Below are 12,350 nucleotides of genomic sequence, written 5' to 3' on the forward strand. Positions count from 1 at the left end.
GTGGCGCACTACGCCGTGCTGCGTGACGGGGTCGAGGTCGCGGCGGTGACGGGGACCTCGTACGAGGGCACGGGCCTGGCCAACGACGTGGAGGTCCACTACGCGGTGGTCGCGGTCGACGGCCACGGCAACCGCTCGCCGGCGTCCGACGCGGTCGCTGCCACCCCGACCGACCTCACCCCGCCGGACGCGCCCGCCCCTCTCGTCGCCGACCGCGGTGACGGGAGCGTCCGGCTCTCCTGGACGCCGAGCCAGGCACCGGACGTGGCGCACTACGCCGTGCTGCGCGACGGGGTCGAGGTCGCCACGGTGGGCGGGACCTCGTACGAGGACACCGGCCTGGCCAACGACGTGGAGGTCCACTACGCGGTGGTCGCGGTCGACGGCCACGGCAACCGCTCGCCGGCGTCCGACGCGGTCGCTGCCACCCCGACCGACCTCACCCCGCCCGACGCGCCGTCCGACCTCCAGGCGGAGCGCGACGAGGCGCTGGTGCGCCTGGCGTGGACGGGGAGCACGTCGCCGGACGTGGTCGAGCACGTGGTCCGACGCGACGGCGTCGACGTCGCCGTCGTGGTTGGGACCGAGCACGTCGACGCGCCCGGGGACGGCGCCGAGCACCTGTACGAGGTCGTCGCGGTCGACGGCCACGGCAACCGGTCGGCCCCCGTCGCGTTCCTCCTCGCCCGGCTCCGCGAGGAGCCGACGACGACGCCCGACGAGGGCGCGGGGGAGACGGGCGGCCTGGCGGCGAGCCCCGACGGGCGCTTCGTCGTCGTGGGCACCCGCGCGCGGCGCGAGGCGTCGGACCTGAACACGGCCTACGAGCTGCACCTCCTCGACCGCCGCACGGGCGCCGTGCGCCGCATCGCGCCCCTGCCGCCGTCCGCCACCGGCGCGACCGACCCGGTCGGCGCGGCCGCGCCGTCGGTGAGCGACGACGGCCGGTACGTCGCCCTGGCGACGACGCGCGCCCTCGTGCCGCAGGACACCAACGGCCTGCTCGACGCGTACCGGCTCGACACCGCCACCGGCACCTGGGCGCTGGCGAGCGTCCCGCCCGCGGGGCGGGTCGGCACGACCGCCGGCACGCTGCTGCAGGCCGGCGCCTCCGTGCACGCGACGAGCCCGACGGTGCTGCTGTCCGGCGACGGCGACCTCGTCGTCTTCTACTCCGCCCGGGCCGACCTCGTCCCCGGCGACACCAACGGCGCGGTGGACGTGTTCGCCAAGCGGATGTCCACGGGGGCGGTCGTGCGGGTGTCGTCGACGCCGACGGGGGCGAGCCTGCCCCGCGCGGCGACCGGCCCGGCGCTCGCCCTGACCCCCGACGGCAGCACCGTCGACTTCCCGGCGACCTCCTCGGGCGGGCCCACCGTCCTCTACCGCGCGGTGCTCGGCCCGTCCGGCGTCGCGTCGGTGCGGGTGGTCTCGTCCGTGGTCGTGGGCGGGCGCGCCACCGAGTACGGCGTCTCGCGCGACGCCGGCGACCTGGCGGTGAGCGACGACGGGCGCTACGTCGCGCTCGTGACGCCGCACAAGCTCGGGACGCCGACGCCCGGCGCGGTGTGGAGCACCGGCCTGGCGCACCGGCTCGACACGGCGACCGGGCAGCACGTCGCCCTGGGCACCGGGCAGACCTCGGCCTGGGAGCACCGGGTGGAGCTCGACCCCACCGGCCGCTGGGCGTTCTTCTCCACGGCCGCCGCCGGGGTGCCGGAGGACACCGACGGGCGCATCGACCACTACCGGCGCGACCTCGGGGGCGACGTCGCGGGGGCGCTCGTGCGGGTCACGGTGCCGGCGGTGGCGGGTGCCGGGCCGACCGGGGCCGTCACCCCGGCCGAGCACGGCCGGCTCCTGGCGGCGACCGGTGACCGCGTCCTGGTCCTGACCTCGCAGCCGCTGCTGCCCGGCGACGCGAACCGCCGGCGCGACCTCTACGCGCGCGACCTCGCCGCCGAGCGGGTCACGTCGCCCCTGGGCTGAGCGGCGGCGCGGACCGCAGCGCGGCGGCCGCGAGCCGCTCGCTCGTCCGGGCGAGCGCGACCTCGTCGGCGGTGACGAGGACGGGGCCGCGGAAGCCGCGCTCGGGCGCGGCGGTCGCCGCCGCGGCGGCCACGGCGAAGGCCGGGTCGACGTGGCGCAGCCCCGTCCAGCCCCGGCGCCGGGCCGGCACGGCGACCGCGACCATGCCGACGGGGTCGCCGGCGACGAGGGCGGCGCGCAGCGACCGTGCGCCGAGCAGGGTCACGACGTCGAGGGCGCCGAGGGGGCGCAGCACCCCGTCGCCGCGGGACAGCCGGCCGGCGGCGGTGCGCCCGGCGGCCTCGAGCCGCACCCGGAGCAGGACGGGGTCGGCGGTGGCGTCCAGGGTGCGCAGCGCCCACGGGGTGAGCGGGAGCGGCGGCGCCGCCTCGGCGCGGGCCGGGTCGGACACGTCGAGGGCGGGCCCGAGGTCGAGCGCGCCGCCGGGCACGCGCAGCGACGCCCAACCGGGGCCCGGGTGGTCGACGGCGTCGGCGGGCAGCCCCAGCGGGACGAGGGCCGCGGCGAGCCGGTCGGGCCCCTGCGCCCGCAGCGCCGCCCCCGCCTGCACCGCACGCAGCTGGCGGGCGAGGCGGGGGCGCAGGACCGCGGGCTCCAGCGCCTCGGCGTCGAGCAGCCGGTCGGAGCCGGCCGGCAGCGCCGCCGCGAGCAGCGAGGGCCACGGCACCGGCGCCGGTACGCCCGCGAGGTGCACGCCGTCGTCCCGGCACGCGAGGTCGACGTCGTGCAGCAGGCTGACCGCGAGGGCGAGCCGGCGCAGGGCGGCGAGGACGTCGGGGCGCACCCGCCCGAGGCTAGGCGCAGCGCGGCGGGCGGCACGACGGCCGCCGGGTCGACCTGCCGTCGCGGAGCGTGCGGGACCGCTCGCGCTGGGTCGGACGGGACGTCAGGCGGGCAGGCTCGCGACGCCGGGCGGCAGGAACCGGCGCCCCGTGACGCGCTCGGCGGCGCCGGTGCGGTCGAGGTACGGCGTGATGCCCCCGTTCCAGGACGCCCAGCCCGCGCCGAGCAGCAGGCACAGGTCGACGTCCTGCGGCTCGGCGACGACGCCCTCGTCGAGCAGGGCGCGGACCTCCTCGGCCAGGGCGTCGCGCACCCGGTCGCGCACCTGCGCGGTCGTCAGCGGCGCGGACCCCTGCGGCCACAGCTGCTCGACCCGCGGGTCCACCGACGGGCGGCCGCGCCCGTCGCGCACGTACGCCCCCGGCAGCCCGGACGCCACGAGCGCGCGCAGGCCCTCGGACACGCCGAAGCGCCCGGGGTAGGCCTCGTGCAGCGACTCGGCGACGTGCAGGGTCACCGCGGGACCGACCAGCTCGAGCAGCGCGAAGGGGCTCATCGGCAGGCCGAGCTCCCCGGTGGCGGCGTCCGCGACGGCGACCGGCGTCCCCTCGTCGACCGCGGCGACGACCTCGCCCATCGCGCGCAGCAGCAGGCGGTTGACGACGAAGGCGGTGGCGTCGCGCACGAGCACCGCGGACTTGCGCAGCGCCCTCGCGGTGGCGAAGGCGGTCGCGAGGGTCGCGTCGTCGGTGCGCCCGGTGCGGACCACCTCCAGCAGCGGCAGGACCGCGACGGGGTTGAAGAAGTGGAAGCCGACGAGCCGCTCCGGGCGGGCCAGGCCCGAGCCCATCCGCGTCACCGACAGGGACGAGGTGTTGGTGGCGAGCACGCACTCCGGGCCGACGACCGCCTCCACCGCCGACAGCACCTGCTGCTTGACGCCCATCTCCTCGAACACCGCCTCGATGACGAAGTCCGCGTCGGCGAACGCCCCGAGGTCGGTCGTGCCCGTGACCAGCGCGACGACGCGCTGCGCGGCCGCGGGGGAGAGGCGCCCCTTGGCCACCTGCCCCTGCACGTCGGCCCGGACGCGCTCGAGGCCGCGGTCCACCCGCTCCTGGTCCAGGTCGGTGAGGACGACGGGCACCTGCAGGCGGCGGGCGAAGAGCAGCGCCAGCTGCGAGGCCATGAGCCCGGCGCCGACCACGCCGACCTTCGTCACCGGGCGGGCGAGCCCCGACGGCGGCGCGTCCGCGGGGCGCTTGGCCCGCCGCTGGACCAGGTCGAAGGCGTAAAGGCCCGCCCGCAGCTCGTCGCTGAACGCGAGGTCGGCCAGGGCGTCGTCCTCGGCGCGGGTGCCCTCGTCGAAGGCCGCCGTGCGCGCCAGGGCGAGCAGGTCGAGAGCGCGGTACGGCGCCGGCGCGTGCCCGTGGGTCTTCGCGTCGGCGGCCCGCCGCCCGCGCGCCAGCGCCGCCGCCCACTCCTGCTCGGCCGCGGGGGGACGTCGCACGACCTCCACCTCCCCGCGGACGACGCGCGCCGCCCAGTCCAGGGAGCGCTCGAGGAAGTCCGCGGGCTCGAACGCGGCGTCGACGACACCGAGCTCGAGGGCCTGCACGGCGTCGAGCCGGCGGTCGGCGAGCGGGTCCTCCACGACGACGCGTACGGCCGTGTCCGGCCCCACGAGGTGCGGCAGCAGCTGGGTGCCGCCCCAGCCGGGGACGAGGCCGAGACGGGTCTCGGGCAGCGCGATGCCCCGCACGCCCGCCGCGACGGTGCGGTAGTGGCAGTGCAGCGCGACCTCGAGCCCCCCGCCCATCGCAGGCCCGTTGACGAAGGCGAAGGTCGGGACAGCGCTGTCCCGCAGGTGCCGGAAGGCGGCGTGCCCTGCGCGGGCCAGCGCGAGCGCGTCGTTGCGGGCGCCGCCCGAGCCGATGACCTTGAGGTTGGCGCCCACGCAGAAGACGAAGGGCTTGCCGGTGACCGCCACCGCGGCCAGGTCGCCGCGTCCCGCGAGCTCGCGCAGCGCCGCGTCGAGCGCGCGGAGCCCCTGCGGGCCGAGCGTGGTCGGCTGCTCCTGGCCGTTCTCGAGCGTGACGAGGGCGAGGGTGCCGGCCCCGTGCGGGAGCTCGACGTCGCGGACGAGCGCGCGGGTGACGACCTCCTCGGGGAAGTCCGGCAGGGCCGCGAAGGGGTCGCCGGCGGTGGTCGTCGGTGCCGTGGTCGTCGTCACTGCCGCGCGCTCCCGCTCTCGTGGTGGGGGTTCTCCCAGACGACGGTGCCGCCCATGCCCAGGCCGATGCACATCGCGGTCAGGCCGTAGCGCACCTCGGGGTGGTCCTCGAAGTGGCGCGCCAGCTGGGACATGAGCCGCACGCCGGAGGAGGCCAGCGGGTGGCCGACCGCGAGGGCGCCGCCCCACGGGTTGACCCGGGGGTCGTCGTCGGCGATGCCGAAGTGGTCGAGGAAGGCGAGCGCCTGCACCGCGAAGGCCTCGTTGAGCTCGAGCAGGCCGATGTCCTCGATGCCGAGGCCGGCCTTCGCCAGCGCCTTCTCCGTCGACGGCACGGGGCCGTAGCCCATGACCTCGGGCTCGACGCCGGCGAACGCGAACGAGACCAGCCGCATCCGCACCGGCAGGCCCAGCTCCTCGGCGGCCTCGCGCGCCGCGAGCAGGCAGGCCGTGGCGCCGTCGTTGAGGCCCGCGGCGTTGCCCGCCGTGACCCTGCCGTGCGGGCGGAACGGCGTGCGCAGCGTCGCGAGGTCCTCCATCGTCGTGCCGGGGCGCGGCGGCTCGTCACGGGTCGCCAGGCCCCAGCCCCGCTCGGTGCTGCGCGTCGCGACCGGCACGAGGTCGGGCTGCACCCGCCCGTCCGCGTAGGCCTTGGCCAGCTTCTCCTGGCTCGCCACCGCGTACGCGTCGCACCGCTCCCTGGTCAGGTGCGGCAGCCGGTCGTGCAGGTTCTCCGCGGTCTTGCCCATCACCAGCGCGTCCGGGTCGACCATCCGCTCCGCGAGCAGGCGCGGGTTGGGGTCCAGGCCCGCGCCGAGGGGGTGGTGGCCCATGTGCTCCACGCCGCCGGCGACGACGACGTCGTACGCCCCCAGCGCGATCCCGCCGGCCGCCGTCGTCACCGCGGTCATGGCGCCGGCGCACATGCGGTCGACGGCGTAGCCCGGGACGGTGCGGGGGAGCCCCGCGAGCAGGGCGGCCGAGCGCCCCAGGGTCAGGCCCTGGTCGCCGGTCTGCGTGGTGGCGGCGACGGCCACGTCGTCGACCCGCTCGGGCGGGAGCGACGGGTTGCGCCGCAGCAGCTCGCGCAGGCACCGCACGACGAGGTCGTCCGCGCGGGTCTCTCCGTAGAGGCCCCCGGGACCGGCCTTGCCGAACGGCGTGCGCACCCCGTCGACGAACACGACCTCGCGCCCGCCCGCCGGACGGGCCGGGCGCACCTGCGGGGACGCTGCTGGGCTCGCTGCCACCGATGGCTCCTCACCGTCGAGTCGACCTCGACGGTCATGCTACTCACGGGTAACCCACGGGGGCTACCGGTCGGTAGCGGCTGCCGCAGCGGCTCAGGCGCAGCGGCTCAGGCGCGGGGGTCCGGCGCGGGCGGGGGCTCGGGCAGGGCGCCGGCGACGGCCTCGGCCACCAGGCCCACCTGCCAGGCGCGCGCACCGTGACCGCGCAGCACCGCGGCCACCTCCGCGGCCCCGGCGTCCGGCGGAGGCGCCCACGCCAGCCGGCGCAGCGCGTCGGGGGGCAGCAGGTTCTCCGCGGGCAGGGCGTGCCGCTCGGCGAGCTCCGCGACGGCCGCGCGCACCCGCGCGAGGCGGGCGGCGGCGGCCTCGTCCCGCGAGGCCCAGCTGCGCGCCGGCGGCGGGCCGTCGGTGGGCAGCGAGTGCGGGGGCAGGTCCTCCTCGGCCAGCTCCGACGCCGAGCTCAGCGCCGCGAACCAGGTCGCGGCGGCGCGCCGGGTCGCGCGCCCGCCGAAGGGCCGCAGCGCGACGAGCTCCTCGACCGTCCCCGGCTGCGCGAGCGCGGCCTCGACGATCGCCGCGTCGGGCAGCACGCGCCCGGGGGACACGTCGCGGGCGCGGGCCAGCTCGTCGCGCTTCTCCCACAGCGCGCGCACGGCGGCCAGCTGCCGGCGCCGGCGCACCCGGTGCAGCCCGGACGTGCGGCGCCACGGGTCGACGCGCGGGGCCGGCGGCGGGGCCGCGGCGACGGCGGCGAACTCCTCGAGCGCCCAGTCGAGCTTGCCCGCCGCGCGCAGCTGCTCCTCGAGCGCGTCGCGCAGCTCCACGAGCACCTCGACGTCGAGCGCGGCGTAGCGCAGCCAGGGCTCGGGCAGGGGCCGGGTCGACCAGTCGGCGGCCGAGTGGCCCTTCTCGAGCACGAGGCCGAGGACCTGCTCGACCATCGCGCCGAGGCTCACCCGCGGGTAGCCCAGCAGCCGCCCGGCGAGCTCGGTGTCGAACAGCCGGGTCGGGCGCATGCCGACCTCGGACAGGCACGGCAGGTCCTGGCTCGCCGCGTGCAGCACCCACTCGACGTCGGCCAGCGCCGCGCCGAGGCCGGTGAGGTCCGGCAGGGCCACCGGGTCGACCAGCGAGGTCCCCGCGCCGGCGCGGCGCAGCTGCACGAGGTACGCCCGCTGGCCGTACCGGTAGCCCGAGGCCCGCTCCGCGTCCACGGCGACCGGCCCGGACCCCGCGGCGAACGCCGCGACGACGCGGGCGAGCTCCGCCGGGTCGGTGACCGGCTGGGGGACGCCGTCGCGCGGCTCGGTGAGGGGCACGGCGCCCCCGGGGGCGGCGCCGCCGGGCTCGCCGGGGTCGGCGGGGTCCGCCTCCCGGGCCCGCTGCGTCGCGCTGGTCATCCCCCCACCGTACGGGGGCCGGCTCAGTCGATCACCCCGGCACGCAGCGCGTGGGCCACCATCTCGGCCCGGTCGCCGGTGCCGAGCTTGCGCGCGATGCGCGCGAGGTGGCTCTTGACGGTGAGGGCGGACAGGCCCAGGTCGACGCCGATGTCGCGGTTGGAGCGACCCCCGGCGACCAGGCCCAGGACCTCGACCTCGCGGGCGGACAGCGCGTCCACGCCGTGGGCGCGCACCCGCCCGCCGAGCGGCGCCGCCGGGGCGTCCCCGCCGGTGACGAGGAAGGCGCGCACGCCCGCCGCGAGGGCGGCCCGCACGGTGTAGGGGTCCTGCAGCTCGGACAGCACCACGCCGCGGGACCAGCCGGTGCGGCGCAGCTCGGCGAGCAGCGCGACCCCGGAGCCGTCGGGCAGCACGGCGTCGGTGAGCGCGAGGCCGCGGCCCCCCAGGGCCCGGCCGCGCACGCGCCCCTCGTCGACGCTGCCCGCCTGCTCGACGTGCTCGGCCCCGAGGGCCCGCAGCGCCTGCACGGCGCGCTCGCGCGCGCGGGGGTCGGCGACGACGACGAGGGCGCGGAAGCTGGCGAGGACGGCCCTCGCGGGCCCTCCGGTGCGTTCGACGAGTGCGGCCACGGTGCTCTCCCTAGCGGTGGGGCGCGGGCCTCCTGCCCGCGCGGGGGCCGGTACGGCTCCCGTACTCCCTTCGGCGCAGCAGGGCCCCTCCTGTAGCCCGTCCGGGCAGCGGGCCGGTGGCAGGGCCGGGACGGCCTCGACGGGCGCCACCGGGACGGCCGCGGGGACGGCCTGGGGGGTGGCGTCAGGGACGGCGCCGGGCCGGCAGCGCCGCGACGCCGTCGGGCAGCGGCGGCTGGCCGGCGGCCGTGCGCAGCAGGTCGCACCAGGCGCCGAGGTGCGCGCCGAGCGCGGCGCCGACCGCGGCGGCGTCCTCGCCCCCGGCGCCGGCGACCGGTGTCCACGACGCGCGGATCTCCACCTCGGCGGTGGCCGGGCGCTCCACCATCGCGCCGAAGCTCTCGGACACCACCCGGGTGACGGTGCCGCTGGCGGCGACGTGCTCGGCGCCGCGCGCCTGCAGCGCCTCGAGCAGCCAGTCCCAGCCGACCTCGGGGAGCATCGGGTCCGCGACCATCTCCGGGTCGAGGTCGGCGCGCAGGAACGTCACCACGCGGAACGCGCCCTGCCAGGCCTCCTGGCCGGCGGGGTCGTGCAGCACGACGACCCGCCCGGTCGCCAGCTCCTCGGGGCCGTCCTCGCCGGCGGGGCCGGGCGCGGGCAGGTCCGCGGTGAGCGCGACCGCCCACGGGGCGAGCCGCTGCGGGGCGGGCGCCTCGGCGAGGACGACGTCGGGGCGGGGGGCCACGGCGCGCAGCGCGGCCAGCGCGGCGCGGAACGCCGGCGGGGCCCCGTCGCGCTCGCGCGGGGGCAGCGGCTCCGGAGGGGCCGTACCGCCCCCGCCCCCGCTGCCGCCGCTCGCGCCGCCGCCGGCGCCGCCGGGGCCGGGCGCACGGCGCAGCGGCACGACGCCCACCGGCCCGCTCAGGCGGCCCGGGCGGCGCGACCGCGCCGCCGGCCCCCGGGACGGCGCGCGCCCTCGTCGACGCCGCCGGCCTCGACCGCACCGCCGGCCTCGTCCACGACGCCGGCCTCGTCCACGACGCTGCCCACGACGACCACGGCGCCGCACTCCACGCAGACGAGCTCGGGGCAGTCGCGGCCGTGCCCGTCGAGGCAGTCGAAGGGCTCCAGCGGCGCCTCCTGCTCGCAGACGGTGCACCAGTGCAGCTGCGCAGCGACCATCGTCGCGTCCACCTCCTCGTCGGTCCGGACGGGGACGACGCTGCCACGCGGCACCGACAGGCCCGCGGAGGCGCGCCGGTCGGGCGCGCCGGTGGGGCGCGCCGGTGGGGCGCGACGGACCGGCGTGGGACGATCGGGCGGTGAGCTCCCCCCGCCCCGGACCGCAGGACTCCGACCTGCTGCGCGCCTGCCGCCGCGAGCCCGTGCGCCGCACCCCCGTCTGGTTCATGCGCCAGGCCGGGCGCTCCCTGCCGGAGTACCGCCGGGTCCGCGAGGGCGTCGGGATGCTCGAGTCGTGCATGCGCCCGGACCTCGTCACCGAGATCACCCTGCAGCCGGTGCGCCGCCACGGCGTCGACGCGGCCATCTTCTTCAGCGACATCGTCGTGCCGCTGAAGGCCGTGGGGGTGGACCTCGACATCCGCCCGGGCGTGGGTCCCGTGGTCGAGCGCCCGTTCCGCACCTGGGAGGACCTCGACCGGCTGCCGGCCCTCGAGCCGGACCACGTGCCGTACGTCACCGAGGCCGTGCGCTCGCTCGTCGGCGAGCTCGGCGCGACCCCCCTCATCGGCTTCGCGGGCGCGCCGTTCACCCTCGCGTCGTACCTCGTCGAGGGCGGGCCGTCGCGCAACCACGAGGCCACGAAGGCGATGATGTGGGGCGCGCCCGACCTGTGGCACGCCCTGCTCGAGCGGCTCGCCGGCATCAGCGCCGCGTTCCTGCGGGTGCAGGTGGAGGCCGGGGCGAGCGCCGTCCAGCTCTTCGACTCCTGGGCGGGGGCGCTCGGCGCCGCGGACTACGCGCGCAGCGTCGCCCCGCACTCCGCGCGGGTCCTCGCGGAGGTCGGCGGGCTCGGGGTGCCGCGGATCCACTTCGGCGTCGGCACGGGCGAGCTGCTGCGCCTCATGGGCGAGGCCGGCGCCGACGTCGTGGGCGTCGACTTCCGGGTGCCGCTCGACGAGGCGGCCCGGCGCGTCGGGCCCGACCGCGCCCTGCAGGGCAACCTCGACCCCGCCGTGGTGTTCGCGCCGTGGGAGGCGGTCGAGGCCCAGGTGCGCGCGGTGCTCGACGCGGCCCGGGGCCTGCCGGGGCACGTGTTCAACCTCGGGCACGGCGTGCTGCCCACGTCCGACCCCGACGTGCTCACCCGGGTCGTCGAGCTGGTCCACGAGCTCACCGAGGGCGGCCCGGCGGTGCCGGTCACCGGGCGCACCGCGGAGCCGGCACTCCCCGGCGGTGCTCGACCCGGGGTGCCGGGAAGCCGTTGAACGCCGACGCGTAGCCCGTGGTGTAGGCGCCGGCCGAGCGCACCGCGACCCGGTCGCCGGCGCGCAGCCCGGCGGACAGCGCGACGTCGAGCAGCACGGTGTCCTGGCTGTCGCACGTGGGACCCGTGACCGCCCACCGCGCCGTCGGGCCGCCGCGCGAGTCGGACATCGGGAAGCGCAGGGTCCTGCCGGTCTCGAGCGCCTCCATGAAGCCGTTGAACGCCCCGGCGTCCAGGTGCGCCCAGCGCCGGCCGCGCCGGTGCGCCACCCCGAGGACCTCGCAGACCATGGTCCCGGCGGCGGCGACGAGCGCCCGGCCGGGCTCGGCGACGACCTCGACCGGGTACGGCAGGCGCCCCAGCCCCGCGACCACCGCGGTCCCGAGGGCGGCGAGGTCGGGCCGCTGGTCGGCGTACGCCGCCGGGAAGCCGCCGCCGACGTCGACGAGCCGCAGGCGCACCCCGTGCCCCGCCAGCGCGCGCATGGCGTCCGCGCACTGCGCGAGCGCCGCGTCCCAGGCGGCGGCGCACGTCGTCTGCGAGCCGACGTGGAAGGTCAGCCCGAGCGGGTCCAGCCCGCGGTCGCGGGCGGCGAGGAGGAGCCGTACGGCCTCCTCGGGACCGACCCCGAACTTGCCCTCGCTGGCCACCCGGCTGGCCACCCGGGGCGGTGCGAGGCGCAGCAGGACCGACGCCCCCGGCGCGCAGGCCGCCAGCTTCGCGAGCTCCTCGTCGCCGTCCGCGGCGAAGCGGCGGACCCCGGCCGCGTGGGCCCGGCGCACGTGCGCGGCCGGCTTGACCGGGTTGCTGAAGAGCAGCCCCGCCGGGTCGACGCCGAGGCCGACGAGCAGGTCCAGCTCGGGCGCGGACGCGACCTCGAAGCCGCACCCCTCGCCGGCGAGCGTGCGCAGCAGCTCCGGGTCGCTGTTGCACTTCACCGCGTAGTGCAACCGGACGCCCGGCAGGGCCGACACGAGGCGCGCGTGCGCCGCGCGCAGCACCGCGTGGTCGAGGACGAGGACGGGCGTGGGGCCCGCCGTGGCAGGGACGCTCGAGGCACTCACCCGACGACCTCCTCGCTGCGGGCCCCCCGGCGGGAGGCCTCGTGGCCGACGACGGCGACGGCGTAGAAGGCCGCGTCGGCGGCGACCTTGCCGGCGAGCAGCCCGGCCGCGACGCCCGCGCCGCTGCCCGCGAGCAGGGCGGGCAGCGCCCACATCGCCCAGGGGCGCACGACGAGGCTGTCGAGCGCCTCGGCGGGGCCGAACTCCACGAGCAGCCGGCCGAGCGCGCGCCGCCGGCCGGGGCGCCCGGCGCCCGCGAGGTCGCGGGCGACGACGACGGCGTAGAAGCCGAGCGCCTCCGCCCAGGCCGCCGCGAGCGCGGTGGTGAGCGGGTCGCCGGTGCCGGCGTGGGCGAGGAGCCCCGCGGCGAGCGCGGAGGCCGTGCCCGCGACCTCGGCCGGCAGGTAGCGCCGCACCCACCGGGCGAGCGCCGCCCGGGAGGACGCCCTCGCCCGCGCCGCACCCATGCCGGGCAGACGCGGCGCAC

General features: G+C 78.9%; 11 protein-coding genes. 2 read left to right on the forward strand and 9 right to left on the reverse strand.

The genetic code is table 11. The features are described 5' to 3' along the window. On the forward strand, positions 1–1,989 hold a 1,989-nt coding region (locus D5H78_RS19470; RefSeq protein WP_218566759.1), incomplete at its 5' end, for a fibronectin type III domain-containing protein. On the opposite strand, the gene D5H78_RS17475 is transcribed toward D5H78_RS19470, so the two are convergent. From D5H78_RS17475 to D5H78_RS19875, 7 genes are all read right to left on the reverse strand, one after another. Beyond that, positions 1,970–2,833, reverse strand: a complete 864-nt coding sequence (locus tag D5H78_RS17475) for a hypothetical protein (RefSeq protein WP_119951801.1) — start codon at positions 2,831–2,833, stop codon at positions 1,970–1,972. The genes D5H78_RS19470 and D5H78_RS17475 overlap by 20 nt on opposite strands. 102 nt (positions 2,834–2,935) lie before the next feature. Next, complete coding sequence (locus tag D5H78_RS17480) at positions 2,936–5,065, reverse strand: 3-hydroxyacyl-CoA dehydrogenase NAD-binding domain-containing protein (RefSeq protein ID WP_218566760.1); 2,130 nt, start codon at positions 5,063–5,065, stop codon at positions 2,936–2,938. After that, complete coding sequence (locus tag D5H78_RS17485; protein WP_218566761.1) at positions 5,062–6,315, reverse strand: thiolase family protein; 1,254 nt, start codon at positions 6,313–6,315, stop codon at positions 5,062–5,064. Before D5H78_RS17485 ends, D5H78_RS17480 begins: the two co-directional genes overlap by 4 nt. A 107-nt stretch (positions 6,316–6,422) precedes the next feature. After that, on the reverse strand, positions 6,423–7,715 hold the full coding sequence (locus tag D5H78_RS17490) for a ribonuclease D (protein ID WP_119951803.1): 1,293 nt from the start codon (positions 7,713–7,715) through the stop codon (positions 6,423–6,425). A 23-nt stretch (positions 7,716–7,738) separates the two neighbouring features. After that, the gene (locus D5H78_RS20365; protein WP_119951804.1) at positions 7,739–8,347 is read right to left on the reverse strand and encodes a LuxR C-terminal-related transcriptional regulator; all 609 of its coding nucleotides are present in this window, start codon (positions 8,345–8,347) and stop codon (positions 7,739–7,741) included. Positions 8,348–8,531: 184 nt separating this feature from the next. Next, the gene (locus D5H78_RS19870) at positions 8,532–9,161 is read right to left on the reverse strand and encodes a DUF3000 domain-containing protein (protein WP_119951871.1); all 630 of its coding nucleotides are present in this window, start codon (positions 9,159–9,161) and stop codon (positions 8,532–8,534) included. A gap of 110 nt (positions 9,162–9,271) precedes the next feature. Further along, positions 9,272–9,586 (reverse strand): hypothetical protein, encoded by a 315-nt coding sequence (locus tag D5H78_RS19875; protein WP_119951805.1) that lies wholly within the window; start codon positions 9,584–9,586, stop codon positions 9,272–9,274. An 86-nt stretch (positions 9,587–9,672) separates the two neighbouring features. On the opposite strand from D5H78_RS19875, the gene hemE reads away from it, so the two are divergent. Beyond that, positions 9,673–10,800 (forward strand): uroporphyrinogen decarboxylase, encoded by a 1,128-nt coding sequence (gene hemE, locus D5H78_RS17510; protein ID WP_119951806.1) that lies wholly within the window; start codon positions 9,673–9,675, stop codon positions 10,798–10,800. Here the strand turns inward: hemE and D5H78_RS17515 are convergent. Both D5H78_RS17515 and D5H78_RS19475 read right to left on the reverse strand, forming a co-directional pair. Next, positions 10,733–11,863, reverse strand: coding sequence for a type III PLP-dependent enzyme (locus tag D5H78_RS17515; protein WP_165865788.1), 1,131 nt, complete (start codon positions 11,861–11,863; stop codon positions 10,733–10,735). The two genes, hemE and D5H78_RS17515, sit on opposite strands and share 68 nt — an antisense overlap. After that, on the reverse strand, positions 11,860–12,330 hold the full coding sequence (locus D5H78_RS19475) for a hypothetical protein (protein WP_165865789.1): 471 nt from the start codon (positions 12,328–12,330) through the stop codon (positions 11,860–11,862). Before D5H78_RS19475 ends, D5H78_RS17515 begins: the two co-directional genes overlap by 4 nt. Positions 12,331–12,350 lie beyond the last annotated feature (20 nt).

Source organism: Vallicoccus soli (genome assembly GCF_003594885.1).
Lineage (GTDB): Bacteria > Actinomycetota > Actinomycetes > Motilibacterales > Motilibacteraceae > Vallicoccus > Vallicoccus soli.

What these genes read in the sequence shown, in the direction of transcription:
- D5H78_RS17490 (WP_119951803.1), bottom strand. Translation starts at nt 7,715, where the DNA reads ATGACCAGCGCGACGCAGCGGGCCCGGGAGGCGGACCCCGCCGACCCC.
- D5H78_RS19475 (WP_165865789.1), bottom strand. Translation starts at nt 12,330, where the DNA reads ATGGGTGCGGCGCGGGCGAGGGCGTCCTCCCGGGCGGCGCTCGCCCGG.